We start from the raw sequence: 17994 nt of genomic DNA on the forward strand, positions 1-17994 counted from the left end.
CTCATCTCAAGGCGAACCTTTCGCCTTGGCTCCTAAGATAAAAACAAGTTCTGGAGACCAGCATGAACGCATCGCTTACGCCCAACGAAACCACGATCCAGAAGGTCAAGCTGCTGATCGACGGCGAGTGGGTCGAGTCGCAGACCACCGAATGGCACGACATCGTCAACCCGGCGACCCAGCAAGTGCTGGCCAAAGTCCCGTTCGCCACCGCCGCTGAAGTCGACGCTGCCGTCAGCGCCGCCCAGCGCGCCTTCCAGACCTGGAAGCTGACCCCGATTGGCGCGCGCATGCGCATCATGCTCAAGCTGCAAGCGTTGATCCGTGAGCATTCCAAACGCATCGCCGTGGTGCTGAGCGCCGAGCAGGGCAAGACCATTGCCGATGCCGAAGGCGACATTTTCCGTGGCCTGGAGGTGGTCGAGCACGCCTGCTCCATCGGCAGCCTGCAGATGGGCGAGTTCGCCGAGAACGTCGCCGGCGGCGTCGATACCTACACCCTGCGTCAGCCGATCGGCGTCTGCGCCGGCATCACCCCGTTCAACTTCCCGGCGATGATCCCGCTGTGGATGTTCCCGATGGCCATTGCCTGCGGCAACACCTTCGTCCTCAAGCCATCGGAGCAGGATCCGCTGTCGACCATGTTGCTGGTGGAGCTGGCGATTGAAGCCGGCATTCCGGCCGGTGTGCTTAACGTCGTTCATGGTGGCAAGGACGTGGTTGACGGCTTGTGCACCCACAAGGACATCAAGGCGGTTTCGTTCGTCGGTTCGACCGCCGTCGGCACTCACGTTTATGACCTGGCCGGTAAGCACGGCAAGCGCGTGCAATCGATGATGGGCGCGAAGAACCACGCGGTGGTGCTGCCGGATGCCAATCGCGAGCAAGCGCTCAATGCCTTGGTCGGTGCCGGTTTCGGTGCGGCGGGTCAACGTTGCATGGCCACTTCGGTGGTGGTGCTGGTGGGCGCGGCCAAACAGTGGCTGCCGGATCTGAAAGCGCTGGCGCAGAAACTCAAAGTCAATGCCGGCAACGAGCCGGGCACCGATGTCGGCCCGGTCATTTCGAAAAAGGCCAAGGCGCGGATTCTCGATCTGATCGAAAGTGGCATCAAGGAAGGCGCCAAACTTGAGCTGGACGGTCGCGACATCAGCGTGCCGGGCTACGAGCACGGCAACTTCGTCGGTCCGACCCTGTTCTCCGGGGTCACCACCGACATGCAGATCTACACCCAGGAAATCTTCGGCCCGGTGTTGGTGGTGCTGGAAGTCGACACCCTCGATCAGGCCATCGCGCTGGTCAACGCCAACCCGTTCGGCAACGGCACGGGCCTGTTCACCCAGAGCGGTGCGGCGGCGCGTAAGTTCCAGACTGAAATCGACGTCGGCCAGGTCGGCATCAACATCCCGATTCCGGTACCGGTTCCGTTCTTCAGCTTCACCGGTTCGCGCGGTTCGAAACTCGGCGACCTCGGCCCGTACGGCAAGCAAGTGGTGCAGTTCTACACCCAGACCAAAACGGTCACGGCGCGCTGGTTCGATGACGACAGCGTCAACGACGGCGTGAACACCACCATCAACCTGCGTTGAGGAATGGCCATGAAAATCGCATTTATCGGGCTGGGCAACATGGGCGCGCCGATGGCGCGCAACCTGATCAAGGCCGGGCATTCGCTTAACCTGGTGGACCTGAACAAAACCGTGCTGGCGGAACTCGAGCAACTGGGCGGCACCCTCCGCGCTTCGGCTCGCGAAGCTGCTGAAGATGCTGAACTGGTAATCACCATGTTGCCGGCGGCGGTGCATGTGCGCAGCGTCTGGCTCGGTGAAGACGGTGTTCTCGCCGGGATCGGCAAAGGCGTGCCGGCGGTGGATTGCAGCACTATCGATCCGCAGACGGCGCGCGATGTGGCGGCGGTGGCTGCCAAACAAGGCGTGCCGATGGGCGATGCCCCGGTGTCCGGCGGTACCGGCGGCGCCACAGCCGGGACGCTGACCTTCATGGTCGGCGCCACCCCGGAACTGTTCGCCACCCTGCAACCGGTGCTGGCGCAGATGGGCCGCAACATCGTGCATTGCGGTGAGGTCGGCACCGGCCAGATCGCCAAGATCTGCAACAACCTGTTGCTCGCCATTTCGATGGTCGGCGTCAGCGAGGCGATGGCGCTGGGTGATGCACTGGGGATCGACACCACGGTGCTCGCCGGGATCATCAACAGCTCGACCGGCCGTTGCTGGAGTTCGGAAATGTACAACCCGTGGCCGGGCATCGTCGAAACGGCACCGGCCTCGCGCGGCTACACCGGTGGCTTCGGCGCCGAGCTGATGCTCAAGGATCTGGGGCTGGCCACCGAAGCGGCGCGTCAGGCCCATCAGCCAGTGGTGCTGGGCGCGGTGGCGCAGCAGTTGTATCAGGCGATGAGTCAGCGTGGGGAAGGTGGCAAGGACTTCTCGGCGATCATCAACAGCTATCGCAAGCCGCAGTAATCGTCGTCAGGCCTGTGCTCGGCACAGGTCTGCACATCCAATGCAGTAGGTGTTGCCGGGAAATCACGTCGGGTGGTTTCCCGGCTTTTTTGTATCAGGCGAACACGAAATATTTGCGCACGGTCTCGACCACTTCCCAGGTGCCCTTCATGCCGGGCTCGACCACGAAGATGTCGCCGGCGCGCAGGTGGATCGGTTCCATGCCGTCCGGGGTAATCACGCAGTAGCCTTCCTGGAAATGGCAGTACTCCCACTTCACGTAGTCCACCCGCCACTTGCCCGGCGTGCAGATCCAGGTACCCATGATCTTGCTGCCGTCTTCGCTGGTGTAGGCGTTGAGGTTGACGGTGTGCGGGTCGCCCTCGAGCTTTTCCCATTTGCAGGCGTCGAGTACGGGCAGGGGATGGGTGTCGCGCAGAACGGTGATAGGTGCGGGCATGACGGCTCCAGGCCAAAGGGACTTAGAGCCGTCACCGTAGCTTTCGCGGGTACTGTCGGAATGTCTGGGGTCGACCTCCAGATGCCTGTAAGCGCTGGGGCAAGTCTGCGTGACTCGCGAATGCGCACCATCGCTGTGCATATCAGAAGGTTTTAGTACAAGCGTGCACCACAAAAGTTCAATCAATTTTTAGACTAAAACGAGATAACCATTCTGACACCTATTGCAAAACAAAATCGTCTGTACTATAACATTCGTACTAAAGAACTATTCCTCAAAACGGAGCTTCATCTGAGTCACGGACAGACTTGAATCGGCTTTTTCTCATCTCGACAACTGACTTGGCCTTTGGCTCAAGTGTGAACTTCTATCTGTTGTTAATGAATAATGACAGTTGAATGAACCGGACAGTTAATAAGTGGCGCGGACGCAATGTTTCGCGTGCTTTGAGTTGAAGCCTTAAATGAACAGTTAATTAATTATTTGTGCACTGGCGGATTTATATCTGCGGGATACGCACGCCTATCGGAATTTTATGTGCCCGGCATCAATGGAATGAGGCTTTATTGTGGACGACATAAACGTAATTGAAGTTTCGACGACTGTTGATAGTTCAAGTGAGCTTGGCCGGCACGTCTGGGTGCGTGCCGGCAGTCGCCTGACAAACGTGCAGATCGGCGATGACTGCTTCATCGGTTTCAGATGCGATTTGCAGCACGCGTCGGTCGGCAAGTCCAGCATGTTCGCCACTGGTGCCCAGTGCCTGGGGACGGCGCAGTCGCCGGTTCGGATTGCCGAAAATGTCTGGGTGGGCGCCAAGGCCACCGTGACTGCCGGTGTTTCCATCGGTGCCGGGGCCGTGGTGGCGGCTGGCGCATTGGTGACCGCGGATGTGCCGCCGGACGCAATCGTCGTCGGTCGCCCGGCGCGGGTCATTGCCCAGCGCACTGTGGTCGAGGACGGCCGGCCGAGCCCGGAACCGGTGCTGGCCAAAGTCCGGGACCGGGCGCGCCAGGGCTTGCCGTCGATGCTCGATCGGTCCACGCAGTCGGTCGCGCGGCTCAAGTCGCTGAACCCCGACACCCCGACCTGGGACATCAGCGACGACGCCTTGATCGATGCCGAATTGCGCGGCGGAGCGTCGGTGGAGATCGCCCGGGACTGCATTCTGATCGGGCGCAGCAGCCGTCAGGGCGGCATGTCACAACTGGGTGGCATCGAACTGGGCACCGGCACGCGGCTGGCCGCCGGTGTGGTTATCGAAGCAGCTGGCGGCGTATCCGTCGGTGCCTTCAGCGAGTTGTCCGAGGGGGTCACGATCGTGGCCTCCACCCATGATCATTCTTTTCGCTCACTGCCTTGGGAGGAGGCACCGGTGCGCATTGGAAGTCGTTGCGTTATTGGCGAGGGCGCCATCTTGGTAGGTCCACTGAATATTGGTGACGGTGCCGTTATCAAACCGTATTCGGTGGTGATAAGGGATGTATTGGAAAACACTGTGGTTCATGGCGTTGTTCAACTAATGGAGATTCAAGAATGATTTTATTTGCCCCCAATCCAACCGGTTCCGGTCACAACATGCGCGCGCTGTCCATCGCTCAGGCGATTAAAAAGCATCGCCCGGACATGCCATTGACCGTGGCACTGGCTTCCTTGCAGCCGACCTTCACGCCGATGTTCGAAAAGTCCGGCGTTGAAGTTGTGGATATTGCCGGTCGCTTGGTCGATTACTCGAAAAAGAGCAACTTGTCGAAAGAACTCGACTGGAATAATTACATTGGCGGTTATATCGCCAATACCTTCTTGTCCGGCGAGCGGATTCTGTCTTACCTGGCGCTGATCGCCGAGTACAAACCGACCGCCCTGGTGTCGGACTACAACATGGCCGCCTGCCTGGCGGCGATTTTCAGTGGTACGCCGCTGGTGTTCGTCACCGAGCGCTACGACTTCACCCTGTGCCAGCTCGAAGACCATGATCTGGCCGACGGCGGTTTCGAGGTCAATGCGCTGGAAATGGCCCGGGCCCGCACCGCGCTGCACAGCCAGTTCAACTGGATGATCAATCAGAGCCAACTGGTGCTGACCGACAAACCGTATGTGGCCTCTCTCGATCAGGGCACACCGGTGGCCGAAGCACTGGTCAGCGGCAAGGCGCATTTCGTTGGTCCGATGATCCGCGACATCCATGTGCAGACCGGTTTGAACGTGCGCGAGCAACTGAACCTCGGCGACTCGCCGTTCATTGTCGCCTCGATCAGCGGCACCACCATGTTTGCCCAGAACAAGGACGCGCTGCTCGCCGCCTACCTCGACAGCTTCAAGATCCTGCGCGAGCGCAATCCGGAACTGAAACTGGTGTTGCTGGGCCGTCAGGATATCCAGGCTCAGGACGGTGTGGTTTGTGTGCCGTACTACCCGGACTGGATGGGCCTACTGCGCGAAGCCAGCCTGCTGATTTCGGCACCGGGCTGGATCACCGTGACTGAAATCGCGGCGATGAATATTCCGACCCTGTTCCTGTTGTCGTCCAAGTCCGAATACCACGAACTGGAAGCTCTGCGTCGTCTGGAGTTGCTGGGCTTCCCGACGCATATCGGATACGACCGTGATCGTATCGTCGAACTGATCCAGGGCGAACTGGAAAAAGACACCGGCGCTTCGACCTATTACGCACCGCATCAGCAAGTGGCCGCGCCGGATGGCGAAGGTGCCGCCCGCGCCGCGACGCGCATCATCGAGTTGTGCCAGGGCAGCGTTGTGTCGCTGGCCGAAAGCAAAGCCGCTTAACCTCAAGGAAGAGGGATTCACCATGTCACTGCATCCGCAGTTTCTATTTGATCAAGGCCTCAAGGACATCGACCACGGCGGCTTTTTCGCCGTGACCGATGCCAGTGGCGAGGTCGCGATTTCCAGCGACAAGCAGTTGCAGGATCAGGTCGCCGCGACGCTCTATCAGGCTGAGCACGGCGACGATGTCGAACTGCGTTTTGCCCATGACGGGCTGATGCGTTTGCATGATGCGTCGAATGGCGGTTTCCACGAACTGGCCGACCGTTACTGGACGCCGCACGGCTCCGGACGCTGCCGCACGCTGGCATTGCAACTGGACGCACTGGCAGCATTGATTGCCTATCAGCGTCGGGTGCCGCAGGACGCGGCGAACAAGGCCGCGATCCACGGCCTGCTGGAAAAGGTCGAAGCGCTCTACGCCCGTTCCACCGTCGCCGGTCTGTACAGCAGCGACTGGTCGACGCCGCTGGAGCTGGCGACCTCGATCGATCTCGACATCAGCGCCACGGCCTTGCTCGCGCGTATCGACAATCAGCCGTTGGGCCTCGGCCTGGTCGGGCACTTGCAGGTTCATGCAGATAATCTGATCGGCCGGGTGGCCGGCAGCGACAGCCAATCCTGTGTCGATGTGGCGCTGACCCGTTGCGGTGTGCGTGCGCAGGTCAGCCTGGTGCTGGCGCAACTGGCTGATGCGCGCGACGACAATGCGCTGTCGAATCTGGCCCGTTCGTTCCTGCTGCAAACCCTGGCACTGTTCCGCGATCCGGCGTACGGCGGGTATTGGGATCGGGTCGGGATCAACGGCAAGGTGCGTTGCGACTGGCACACCTCGTACAAGAATCACGAGTCGCCATTCCCGATCAAGACTGCCTACGACGTGGCGTTGCTGTTGCAGGCGATTCAGGCCTTGCCGTCCGGCGCGAGCGAAGCGGATCGGGCTTCGGTGACGGCAGCGTTGCTGGAGTTCCATGACGCCCGCAATGGCGGTCTGTTCATGGGCAAGGGCTACTTCTGGTCGACCCCGGATGACCCGACCGTGCCGTTCATTCGGCAGTTCTGGGCGCCGCCGCGTCAGCCGGGGATTTTCAGTATCGGCAACCTGACGTACCTGCCGTTGCACCTGAAAACCCTGAGAACCCAGCTCGCCGCCGCTCACGCCTTGCAGTCCATCGAACCGGCCGCTGCCGTCACTCATCATGACGATGCGGCGTTGGTAAACCGTGAGCTGCAAGTGATCGATGGCGGTGGTGATGTGCAGCGCATTCACCCGAATGGCGTGCCGACCATCAAGGTCGATCTGCAGCGTTATCTGGCGTGGCTGGCCAAGGCCCGGGCGTCGAATGAAACGCCCTACGGGCTGACCGCCGAAACCGCGCCGCTGGGTTTCCGTGCCGACAAGACCTGGCAGGTTTTCTCCGGGCTGCATGTGATTTCGGACTTGCACGCCCTGGGCCTGCAAATCGAAAACAAGGCCAGCCTGATCGATTGCATCCGGGCTTCACAAAACACCGACGGCGGATTCGCCGAGCAACCGGGGCATCTGAGCGATGTGTTCGCCACCTACTGCGCGGTGTTGTCGCTGCGAGTGCTGGGCGCGTTGCCGAACGATATCGGCGGTTGCGTGCGTTACCTGCAAGCGTGCCAGAACCCCGATGGCGGGTTCGGCGATGTGCCGGGTTTTGGCTCGGACATCTGGCACACCAACCTGGCGGTGCTGTCGCTGCACGCCCTTGAAGCCAAGGCGCCGGACGAGCAGGGCGTGATGGCGTTCGCCTTGCGCTGCCGCTCGGCCGATGGCGGTTTCGCCAACAAGCCGGGTTATCCGCCGGACGCGTTTTCGGTGTACCGCGTGGTGTCGACGCTGTTCATTCTCAACCGACGCATCGTCGATGCCGAACAGACCGTCGCCTGGCTGCAAAAGCTGCAACTGGCCAATGGCTCGTTCCATTACCGGCCGGGCAAAGCGGTCAGTCTGGTGGGCACTTACATGGCCATCGCAGCGATGTATCTGCTCGACGCGCAGCCGACGTATCTGCAGGAATCGAAAGACTGGATCGCGGCCCATCAGAAGCAGGACGGTGGATTCGGCCCGCTCAACGCGACCTCGGCGACCACCGACGAAAGCTTCGTCTGCATCCAGACGCTGCTGATTCTCGAGCAAGGGCTGTCGCAATACTGGGTCGCGTTGTTGAACTGATCCGCACACAGCATCGAAGGACGTTCAATCATCATTTTGCCAGGGGAGGCGCTGATGAAAATTTTAGTGACAGGGGGCGCGGGCTTCATTGGCTCGGCCGTGGTGCGGTTTCTGATCGAAGAGACCGAATGTGAAGTGATCAACGTCGACAAACTGACCTACGCCGGCAACCTGGAATCGCTGGCCGATGTGTCCGATTCGCCGCGTTACCGTTTCTGCCAGGTCGACATCTGCGACAAGCCGGCGCTGGACGAGCTGTTCGCACGGCTGCAACCGGATGCGGTGATGCATTTGGCCGCCGAGTCCCACGTGGACCGCTCGATCGATGGCCCGCAAGCCTTCATCGAAACCAATATTGTCGGCACCTACACGATGCTCGAAGCGGCGCGTGGTTACTGGAACCGACTGGATGCGGCGCGTCAGGCGGCGTTCCGTTTCCATCATATTTCTACCGACGAAGTTTACGGCGACCTGGAACCCGAAGATCCGGCATTCACCGAGCGCACGCCGTATGCGCCGAGTTCGCCGTACTCGGCAACCAAGGCCGGTTCCGATCATCTGGTCCGCGCCTGGCATCGCACTTTCGGCCTGCCGGTGGTGATGAGCAATTGCTCGAACAATTACGGGCCTTATCACTTCCCGGAAAAACTGATTCCCCACGTCATTCTCAATGCGCTGCAAGGCAAGCCGTTGCCGGTGTACGGCGATGGCGCGCAGATTCGCGACTGGCTGTTCGTCGAGGATCACGCCCGCGCCCTGTATGCGGTGGTCACTCGCGGTGAGGTCGGGCAGAGCTACAACATCGGCGGCCACAACGAGAAGACCAACCTGCAAGTGGTGCACACCCTGTGCGATTTGCTGGAAGCACGCGGTGCGGAGAAGCCGCCGGGCGTTGCGCACTTCCGCGACCTGATCACCTTCGTCAAGGATCGTCCGGGCCACGACAAACGCTATGCCGTCGATGCCGGAAAAATCCACGCGACGCTGGGCTGGACGCCACAGGAAACCTTCGAAAGCGGCATGCAGAAAACCGTCGACTGGTATCTGGATAACCGCGCCTGGTGGGTGCGGGTGATGTCCGGTGCCTACGCGCTGGAGCGCCTCGGCGAACAACGCGACAAAGCCAAAGCCCTCGTGGCCTGAACACTCAGTCATTCAAAACTCACTGCTTGAAAGGAAAAAAGCATGGCCAAGTACAAAGGAATTCTGCTGGCGGGCGGCGCCGGCTCGCGTCTGCACCCGATCACCCTGGGCGTCTCGAAACAGTCGCTGCCGGTGTATGACAAACCGATGATCTACTACCCGCTGTCGGTGCTGATGCTGGCGGAAATCCGCGAGATCCTGATCATCTCCACCCCGGAAGATCTGCCGGGCTTTCAGCGCATGCTCGGCGACGGCAGCCAGTTGGGCCTGAGCCTGAGCTACGCGGTGCAACCGAGCCCGGACGGCCTCGCCCAGGCGTTCATCATCGGTCGCGAATTCGTCGGTGAAGACAACGTCTGCCTGGTGCTCGGCGACAACATTTTCTACGGTGCCGGCTTCGGTGAAACCCTGCTGCAAGCGGCGGCGCGTGATGAGGGGGCGACGGTGTTCGGTTACTACGTGGCCGATCCCGAGCGCTTTGGCGTGGTGGAATTCGATGCTGCCGGCAAGGCCCTGAGCATCTGCGAAAAACCGAGCGATCCAAAGTCCAACTACGCCGTCACCGGCCTGTATTTCTACGACAACGAAGTGCTGCAGATTGCCGCCGACATCAAGCCGTCGCCGCGCGGCGAGCTGGAGATCACCGACGTCAACAACGTCTACCTGCAACGCGGCAAATTGAACGTGTCGGTGATGGGGCGTGGCATGGCGTGGCTGGATACCGGCACCCACGATGCGTTGATGGAGGCCGGCAATTTCGTCCAGGCCATCGAGAAACGCCAGGGCCTGAAAATCGCCTGCCTCGAAGAAATCGCCTACCACAAGGGCTGGATCGACGACGCGCAGTTGCTGGTGCATGCGGGCAGCATGAGCAAGACCGGTTACGGTCAGTATCTGGCCCGTTTGATCCACAATGACGTGGTGGTGGCGATGGATGCGCAGCGCCCGTTGAAAGGCGCTGCCTGATCCAGTGTGGGAGCGGGCTTGCTCGCGAAAGCGGACTTCCAGTCAACGATATTGTTGAATGTGCCGTCCTCTTCGCGGGCAAGCCCGCTCCCACAGGGTCAGTGGCCGGTCACGCTGTCGAGTTGGGCAGCTTTGACCGTGGCGCGTGGATCGGCCGACGGGGTTTGCAAACGGGCCAGGCGATTGGCGTGCGTCGGCGCTTCGGCCGCCAGCGGCGAACGGCGTTTGCGGGTTTCTTCACGCAGCACCGGCAAGACTTCCTTGCCGAACATGTCGAGTTGTTCCAGCACGGTTTTCAGCGGAATGCCGCCATGGTCGAACAGGAACAGCTGGCGCTGGTAGTCGCCGAAGTACTCGCGGAAGGTCAGGGTCTTGTCGATGATTTCCTGAGGGCTGCCGACGGCCAGCGGAGTCATTTCCATGAACTCTTCGAGGGACGGGCCGTGGCCGTACACCGGGGCGTTGTCGAAGTAGGGACGGAATTCACGGCGCGCATCCTGCGAGTTGCGGCGCATGAAAATATGCCCGCCGAGACCGACGATCGCCTGCTCCGGCGTGCCGTGACCGTAATGGGCAAACCGCGCGCGGTAGAACTCGACCAGCGCCATGAAATGCTCACGGGGCCAGAGGATGTGGCTGGCGAAAAAACCGTCGCCGTAATAGGCGGCCTGTTCGGCGATTTCCGGGGTGCGGATCGAGCCGTGCCAGACGAAGGGCGGCAGGTCATCGAGGGGCCTGGGGATCGAGGTGAAGTTTTTCAGCGGGGTGCGAAAGCGTCCGCTCCAGTTGAGGTCTTCTTCGCGCCAGAGACGGTGCAGCAGGCGATAGTTCTCCATCGCCAGTGGCAGGCCGTCGGCGATGCTTTTGCCGAACCAGGGATAGACCGGTGCGGTGTTGCCCCGGCCGAGCATCAGGTCCATGCGGCCGCCGCAGAGGTTTTGCAGCAGCGAATATTCTTCGGCCAGGCGCACCGGATCGTTGGTGCTGATCAGGGTGGTGGACGTCGAGAGAATGATGCGTTGGGTCTTGGCTGCGATGTAGGCCAGCAGCGTGGTGGGAGAGGAGGTGATGAACGGAGGATTGTGGTGCTCGCCGGTGGCGAACACGTCCAGTCCGATGTCTTCGGCCTTCTGCGCAATTTGCAGGGTGGCCTGGATGCGCTCGGATTCGCTGGGGGTACGGGCGTTGGTAGGGTCTTGTGTGACGTCGCCAACGGTGTAGATCCCGAATTGCATAAAGCCTCCTTGCCTTGGGTAAAGGTGTGTTTGAAACCCTCGCCGCGAAGAATGAATCGTCGCGGCACTTGAAATGTACGCCTGTACACGTACAATCGCAATTCTGCATCATCGTCCAAACGGCTTTGAACACCTCATCGAGAGAGGAACGCGACATGGAACTGGGATTTATCGGTCTGGGCACGATGGGCGCACCGATGGTGCTGAACCTGCTGAAAGCCGGGCATCGGGTCCGCGTGTGGAATCGTTCGACGGCACCGCTGGAGGCACTGGCCACGGCCGGCGCCGAAGCTGTCGAGACACCGGCGCTGGCGGCCCAGGCCGAGGTGCTGATCTCGATGCTCGGCGATGACACGGCAATCCGCTCAGTGTTCTTCGACGCCAAGGCGCTGGACGGTCTGCAGGCCGGCAGCGTGCACGTCAACATGTCCACGGTGTCCGTGGCGCTGGCCAGGGAACTGGCGGCCGTGCATGAAGCACGCGGCGTCGGTTACGTGTCGGCACCAGTGCTGGGGCGAGTCGATGTGGCGGCTGCCGGCAATCTGAACATTCTCGCCTCCGGGCCCGCAGAAACGCTGGCCCGGGTACAGCCGTTGTTCGATGTGCTGGGGCGCAAGACCTGGACGCTGGGCGACACGGCCGAGGTGGCCTGCGCCGCCAAACTGTCGGCCAACCTGATGATCGCGTCGGCGATCGAGTCCTTGGCCGAAGCTTCGACCCTGGCCGGCGGCTACGGTATCAGTCGCGAGGCGTTCATCGAGATGATCACCTCGACCCTGTTTGCCGTGCCGGTCTATCAGGGCTACGGCAAGCTGATGGTCGATGAAACATTCGAGCCGGCCGGTTTCAAATTGTCGTTGGGCCTCAAGGATGTCCGCCTGGCGCTGGAAGCCGGTGAAGCGGCGCAGGTGCCGCTGCCGTTTGCCAGCGTGTTGAAGGACAACCTGCTGGACGGCATGGCCCATGGTCAGGCCGATCAGGACTGGGCCTCACTGTCGAAAGTCAGTGACCGGCGCGCCGGCGTGAAGTAATCCAAAAGTTTCAAGCAACGTAACTTGTGCGCAAGTTACGTTGGCCTCTTGCGCCTTGCGTAATTGTCGGACAGTGATTGCTCTTTTATTGGGAAATGAAAGAAGTCTGATAATAGTGCTTGTCAAATGTACGACTGTAGACGTACATTTTTATCGGGGTTTAACAACAATAAAAGTTCTGTCTGTTTTTTCGTCTGCTGATCGTAAATAAATAATAGCTAGGAGCCGTTATGAAAAATCTAATGCAATGGAACAGCCTTCCCTCCGAATCCAATGAATGGCTCGAGAAGGTGCGTGCACTGAATCCGCTGATTATTCAGCACCGCGATTACAGCGAGCAGACCAATGCGACGCACAAGGATGTGATGTCCCGATTCTTCAAGGAAGGTTTTGGCCGGACCTCGGTGTCCAAGGCGTTCGGCGGGTCCCAGGTCGATATCCAGACCACCTCGGCCCTGCTGCTGGAGTTCGCCCGGTTTGACGCCTCGCTGTCCTGGCAGCTGGCGGTGCAGGTTGCGATGGGACGCCTGTCGGATTACCTGCCGGAAGCTACCTCCGAAGCGATCTACAACCACTGCGACGGTTTCGTGATCGGCGCCATCCACTCCGGTGGCGAAGCGCTGCCGATGGGCGACGAGTACCTGCTGAGCGGCAAATGGGCGTTCGCCAGCGGCTCGGCCCACGCCGACTGGCTGGTCTGCACCGCCACCGTCAAAGGCACCGAAAACAACATTACTCCGGAAGTGCGGATGTTCTTCGTCCCCGCCAGCCAGTGCACCATCCTGCCGACCTGGGACACCCTGGGCATGCGCGGCACCGGCAGCCATCACTTCCAGTGCTCCAACGTGATCGTCCACAAGTCTTTCTCGCTGGATGTCGAAACCCTCAAGCAATCCCCCGAAGCGCGCAGCTCCCGGGCCTACGCCACCGGTTACTACGAGTTCGGCACCCTGGCGGCGATGTCCACCGTGCTCGGCGTGGCCCGGGCTGCGGTCGATCATTTCCGCAATGACCGCGCCGTGAACACCGACCCGGGCCTGGAAGGGGTGATCTTCGAGAAGACCGGTCGCGCCATCTCCTCGGTGCATACCGCACAACTGCTGCTGGAGGATGCGATCCATCAGGTGATCAACCGGGGTGAAACCGTCGGCGAACCGGTCAGCGCCCGCGTCGGCCTGGCAGCCTCGGTGCTGACCGAAAACTCGGTCAATGCGGTCAACCAGATCTACTCGATGGCCGGTTCCAAAGCCGTCTACAAGTCGCACTTCCTGGAGCGTTGCTTCCGCGATATTCACACCGGTTCGAAGCACTTCACGTTGTCGCCTTTGAACTTGCACGGTATCGGCAAGTACTACCTGGATAAAACCAACGTACTGGCCGCGGCGTAACAGCGGATAAATAAAGCGGGCGCGTTTACAAGTGAAAGTTCACAGGGATCGATAACGCGCCCGTCTTTAGTTGCACCTTTATTTTCTTAAAACTCAAACTTTTGTGCTCGCAGCAAAGAGTCAAGGGAGTGCCACATGCTTGCTCGAAACATTATCAAGTCGCTGATCTTTATTGTTCTTGTGGTGGTGTTGTCCGCTGCACTGGGCTGGCGTTTCTGGTCGCCGCCACCGGCGGCGGCCGAGCAACGGATCCCCAGCACCCGGGTCGGTCTGGCCGTGGTCAAAAAGCAGCCTTACACCTACTACCTCGAGGCCATCGGCAAACTCGAAGCCCAGCGTCAGGTGCTGGTGTCGGCTGAAGTCAGCGGCAAAGTGGTGGACATCGATTTCGAGTCCGGCGATGAAGTGAAGGCGGGGCAAGTGCTGCTCAAGCTCAACGACGCGCCGGAGCAAGGCGAACTGGTGCGCCTGAAAGGCGAGTACGAATCGGCCAAGGCCCAGTTCGCCCGGGTCCAGGAACTGGCCAAGACCGGCGCCGAAAGTCGTCGCGCCTTCGACAGTGCCCGCGCTCAATACGACGCGGCCAAAGGCGACATGGAGCGCATGCAGGCGCAGATCGCTCAACGCCATATCCGCGCGCCGTTCGCCGGCACCCTCGGCATTCGCCAGGCGCACCTGGGCCAATACCTGCAGGCCGGCAGCGCGGTGGCAACCCTGACCGATCCAGGCGTGCTGCGCGTCAACTTCACCCTCGCCGAGCGCGATGGCTCGCAAGTGCAACTGGGCCAGACCGTGCAGGCCAAGGTCGATGCCTGGGGTGATGTGACCTTCGCCGGCAAGATCGTCGCGGTCGATCCGCAGATCAACCAGTCCCACACCATCAACGTTCAAGCGGTCATCACCGACACGCAAAAACGCCTGCGTCCCGGCATGTACGCACGGGTCTCGGTGACCCTGCCGCAGACCGCCGAGCTGCTGATTCCGGAAACCGCGATCACCTACAACGCCTACGGCGAAAGCGTGTTCTCGGTCTACACCGACGAGGCCGGCGTGCAGAAGGTCAAGCGCGAAAGCATCAAGGTCGGCGAGCGCCGCGATGGCTGGGCGGTGGTCGACAAGGGCCTGACCGAAGGTGTGCAGGTGGTTACGTCCGGCCAGCTCAAGCTCCACGACGGCGTGGCGGTGGAAGGTGTCCCGGACACGATTGCTCTTAAACTCAGTGGGCTGGAAAAATGAATTTCACCGACCTCTTTCTTCGCCGCCCGGTGCTGGCCGTGGTGGTCAGCACGCTGATCCTGCTGTTCGGAGTGCGCGCGCTGATGAACCTGCCGATCCGCCAGTACCCGATGCTGGAAACGTCGACCATCACGGTTACGACGCAGTATCCCGGCGCCTCTTCGGAACTGATGCAAGGCTTCGTCACGCAGCCGATCAGCCAGGCCGTGGCCTCGGTCGAGGGCATCGACTATCTGTCGTCAGCCTCGACCCAGGGCCGTAGCCAGGTGACGATCCGCATGGCACTCAACAGTGACTCCATCGCGGCGCTGACCGAGGTCATGGCCAAGGTCAACCAGATCAAATACCGCTTGCCGAAGGACGCTTACGACCCGGTGGTGGAGCGCACGTCCGGCGGCTTCACCAGCGTGGCCTACGTCGCGTTCGCCAGCTCCAACCTGACCATTCCGGAGATGTCGGACTACATCTCCCGCGTCGTCGAGCCGATGTTCGCCGGCATCGAAGGCGTGGCCAAGATCAACATCATGGGCGAGCAGAAACTGTCCATGCGCCTGTGGCTCGACCCGCAGCGTCTGGCCGGTTACGGCATGACCGGGCAGGACGTTTCGGCGGCCATCGAGGGCAACAACTTCCAGGCGGCTCCCGGTCAGGTCAAAGGCCTGTACGTGGTCAGCAACCTGCGGGTCAACACTGATCTGAACAGCGTCGAAGACTTCCGCGACATGGTGCTGCGCAACGACAACGGCCACATCATCCGTGTGCGTGACGTCGGCACCGTGGAGCTGAACGCCGCCTCCACCGACACCAGCGGCGCGATGAGCGACGTACCGGCGCTGTTCCTTGGCCTGGACGCCGCACCGACCGGCAACCCGCTGGTGATCGTCAAACGCGTGCGCGAATTGCTGCCGCAGATCCAGGAAACCCTGCCACCGGGCGTGACCGTGCAGATCCCGTTCGAAGTGGCGCACTTCATTCAGTCGTCGATCGACGAGGTGAGCTACACCCTGCTCGAAGCGCTGGTGATCGTGGTGCTGGTGATTTACCTGTGCCTGGGCACGTTCCGCACTGTGCTGATTCCGCTGGTGACGATTCCGCTGTCGATGCTCGGCGCGGCGATGCTGATGCAGATGTTTGGCTTCAGCCTCAACCTGCTGACCTTGCTGGCGATGGTTTTGGCCATCGGGTTGGTGGTGGACGACGCCATCGTCGTGGTGGAGAACGTCCACCGTCACATTGAAGAGGGCAAGAGCCCGTTCGAGGCGGCGCTGATCGGCGCCCGTGAAGTGGCGGGTCCGGTGGTGGCGATGACCTTCACCCTGGCGGCGGTGTACGCGCCAATTGGCTTGATGGGCGGCCTCACCGGCACGCTGTTCAAGGAATTCGCACTGACCCTGGCCGGTGCCGTGGTGATTTCCGGCATCGTCGCGCTGACCCTGTCGCCGATCATGAGTACCCGTCTGCTGGACGCGAAAACCAGCGAAGGTTTCATGGCGGTCAAGGCAGATCGATTCTTCCAGTACCTGTCCCGTCGTTATGGCGCGCTGCTTGGCGGTTCGCTGGCGCGGCGCTGGATCAGCCTGAGCGTGGCGCTGGTGATCTTCTTCAGCCTGCCGTTCCTCTATCGCTCGGCGCAGACCGAACTGGCGCCGCTGGAAGACCAGAACATCCTGCTGACCGCGATCAAGGCGCCGCAGCACGCCAACCTGAATTACCTCGAGGCCTACGCCCACGAGTTGTACAAGACTTTCAACGAAATCCCCGAGGGTTACAGCAACTGGGTGGCGAACGGTTCCGACGGTCTGTCCAACAGTGTCGGCGGGATCAACCTGGTGGACTGGGAAAAGCGCGGCCGCGATGCCAACACCATCCAGCCTGACTTGCAGGCGCGGGTGAACCAGATCGAAGGCACGAGCATTTTCGTGTTCCAGATGCCGCCGCTGCCGGGCTCCACCGGTGGCCTGCCGGTGCAGATGGTGATCCGCAGCGATCAGGAATACCTGGCGCTGTACAACGTGATGGATCAGCTCAAGCAAGCCGCGCAGGCCAGCGGTCTGTTCGCGGTGGTCGACAGTGATCTGGACTTCAACAATCCGGTGGTGGAAATCCAGGTCGACCGGGCCAAGGCCAACGCCCTGGGCATCCGCATGCAGGACATCGGCGAAACGCTGAACAGCCTGATCGGTGAGAAGTACGTCAACCGGTTCTCGTTCCATGGTCGCTCCTACGACGTGATCCCGCAGTCGGTGTCGGCGGATCGCCTGACTCCGGAAACCCTGAAGCTGTATTACGTGAAGGACCAGAAGGGCAATCCGGTGCCGCTGTCGACACTGGCCACTCTCAGCGTCAAGGTCGAGCCGAATCGCCTGACCCAGTTCAACCAGCAGAACTCCGCCACGTTCCAGGCCATTCCGGCGCCGGGCGTGACCCTGGGTGATGCGGTGGGCTTCCTGCAAAAACAATCGGAAGGTTTCCCCGCCGGCTTCAGTTTCGACTGGCAGTCCGACGCCCGCCAATACGTGCAGGAAGGCAACAGCCTGGCGTTCACCTTCGGCCTGGCCCTGGTGATCATCTATCTGGTGCTGAGCGTGCAATACGAGAGCTTCCGCGATCCGTTCATCATCCTGATCAGCGTGCCGTTGTCGATCTGCGGGGCCCTGGTGCCGCTGGCGCTGGGCATGACGTCGATGAACATCTACACCCAGATCGGCCTGATCACGCTGATCGGTCTGATCAGTAAGCACGGGATCCTGATGGTCGCGTTCGCCAACGAGTTGCAGCGCCAGCAAGGCATGGACCGCGTGCAAGCCATTCAGCATGCCGCGCAGGTGCGTCTGCGGCCGATCCTGATGACCACTGCGGCAATGGTGGTCGGCCTCGCGCCGCTGTTGTTCGCCAGCGGTGCCGGCGCCAACAGCCGCTTCGGCCTGGGCCTGGTGATTGTTGTGGGGATGCTGATCGGCACCTTGTTCACCCTGTTCATTCTGCCGTCGGTGTACACGCTGCTCAGTTCGATCAAGCAACCGAGCCACGCACCCGAAGCCGAGCCGGCCGGCGTGCCGCAACCCATCCTGTGAGGACGTGAC

13 protein-coding genes are annotated in these 17994 nt (G+C 61.1%); 11 read left to right on the forward strand and 2 right to left on the reverse strand.

The features are described from left to right. Nucleotides 1–62 precede the first annotated feature (62 nt). The gene (locus K3819_RS03515; protein ID WP_085611248.1) at nucleotides 63–1589 is read left to right on the forward strand and encodes a CoA-acylating methylmalonate-semialdehyde dehydrogenase; all 1527 of its coding nucleotides are present in this window, start codon (nucleotides 63–65) and stop codon (nucleotides 1587–1589) included. 9 nt (nucleotides 1590–1598) lie between these two features. Then, complete coding sequence (mmsB, locus tag K3819_RS03520; RefSeq protein ID WP_221398637.1) at nucleotides 1599–2486, forward strand: 3-hydroxyisobutyrate dehydrogenase; 888 nt, start codon at nucleotides 1599–1601, stop codon at nucleotides 2484–2486. Nucleotides 2487–2580: 94 nt separating this feature from the next. Here the strand turns inward: mmsB and K3819_RS03525 are convergent, their stop codons facing one another. Continuing rightward, nucleotides 2581–2925, reverse strand: a complete 345-nt coding sequence (locus K3819_RS03525) for a cupin domain-containing protein (RefSeq protein WP_007953863.1) — start codon at nucleotides 2923–2925, stop codon at nucleotides 2581–2583. Nucleotides 2926–3493: 568 nt separating this feature from the next. On the opposite strand from K3819_RS03525, the gene K3819_RS03530 reads away from it, so the two are divergent. The 5 genes from K3819_RS03530 to rfbA are packed head-to-tail and all read left to right on the forward strand — an operon-like array spanning nucleotide 3494 to nucleotide 10021. Next, nucleotides 3494–4465 carry a DapH/DapD/GlmU-related protein gene (locus K3819_RS03530; protein WP_221398638.1) on the forward strand — a complete coding sequence of 324 codons (972 nt, stop codon included), beginning with the start codon at nucleotides 3494–3496 and terminating at the stop codon, nucleotides 4463–4465. Next, the gene (locus tag K3819_RS03535; RefSeq protein WP_221398639.1) at nucleotides 4462–5712 is read left to right on the forward strand and encodes a hypothetical protein; all 1251 of its coding nucleotides are present in this window, start codon (nucleotides 4462–4464) and stop codon (nucleotides 5710–5712) included. The genes K3819_RS03530 and K3819_RS03535 overlap by 4 nt, the downstream gene beginning before the upstream one ends. 22 nt (nucleotides 5713–5734) lie before the next feature. After that, nucleotides 5735–7912 carry a prenyltransferase/squalene oxidase repeat-containing protein gene (locus K3819_RS03540; RefSeq protein WP_221398640.1) on the forward strand — a complete coding sequence of 726 codons (2178 nt, stop codon included), beginning with the start codon at nucleotides 5735–5737 and terminating at the stop codon, nucleotides 7910–7912. 54 nt (nucleotides 7913–7966) lie between these two features. Further along, the gene (rfbB, locus tag K3819_RS03545; protein ID WP_221398641.1) at nucleotides 7967–9055 is read left to right on the forward strand and encodes a dTDP-glucose 4,6-dehydratase; all 1089 of its coding nucleotides are present in this window, start codon (nucleotides 7967–7969) and stop codon (nucleotides 9053–9055) included. A 42-nt stretch (nucleotides 9056–9097) separates the two neighbouring features. After that, on the forward strand, nucleotides 9098–10021 hold the full coding sequence (gene rfbA / locus K3819_RS03550) for a glucose-1-phosphate thymidylyltransferase RfbA (RefSeq protein ID WP_085611254.1): 924 nt from the start codon (nucleotides 9098–9100) through the stop codon (nucleotides 10019–10021). A gap of 98 nt (nucleotides 10022–10119) precedes the next feature. On the opposite strand, the gene K3819_RS03555 is transcribed toward rfbA, so the two are convergent. Further along, nucleotides 10120–11256 carry an LLM class flavin-dependent oxidoreductase gene (locus K3819_RS03555; RefSeq protein WP_039772929.1) on the reverse strand — a complete coding sequence of 379 codons (1137 nt, stop codon included), beginning with the start codon at nucleotides 11254–11256 and terminating at the stop codon, nucleotides 10120–10122. 155 nt (nucleotides 11257–11411) lie between these two features. Between K3819_RS03555 and K3819_RS03560 the strand changes: the two genes are divergently transcribed. The 4 genes from K3819_RS03560 (at nucleotide 11412) to K3819_RS03575 (ending at nucleotide 17985) form a co-directional block, all read left to right on the forward strand. Continuing rightward, entirely contained in the window at nucleotides 11412–12287 is an 876-nt protein-coding gene (locus K3819_RS03560; RefSeq protein WP_221398642.1) for an NAD(P)-dependent oxidoreductase, read from the forward strand. A 230-nt stretch (nucleotides 12288–12517) separates the two neighbouring features. After that, complete coding sequence (locus K3819_RS03565) at nucleotides 12518–13675, forward strand: oxidoreductase (RefSeq protein ID WP_221398643.1); 1158 nt, start codon at nucleotides 12518–12520, stop codon at nucleotides 13673–13675. Between the two features lie 135 nt (nucleotides 13676–13810). Next, the gene (locus K3819_RS03570) at nucleotides 13811–14911 is read left to right on the forward strand and encodes an efflux RND transporter periplasmic adaptor subunit (protein WP_039772925.1); all 1101 of its coding nucleotides are present in this window, start codon (nucleotides 13811–13813) and stop codon (nucleotides 14909–14911) included. After that, the gene (locus K3819_RS03575; protein WP_011332346.1) at nucleotides 14908–17985 is read left to right on the forward strand and encodes a MexW/MexI family multidrug efflux RND transporter permease subunit; all 3078 of its coding nucleotides are present in this window, start codon (nucleotides 14908–14910) and stop codon (nucleotides 17983–17985) included. The genes K3819_RS03570 and K3819_RS03575 overlap by 4 nt, the downstream gene beginning before the upstream one ends. Nucleotides 17986–17994 lie beyond the last annotated feature (9 nt).

Origin of the sequence: Pseudomonas sp. 3-2, assembly GCF_019710535.1 — a bacterium.
In the GTDB taxonomy this organism is placed as follows: Bacteria; Pseudomonadota; Gammaproteobacteria; order Pseudomonadales; family Pseudomonadaceae; genus Aquipseudomonas; species Aquipseudomonas pharyngis.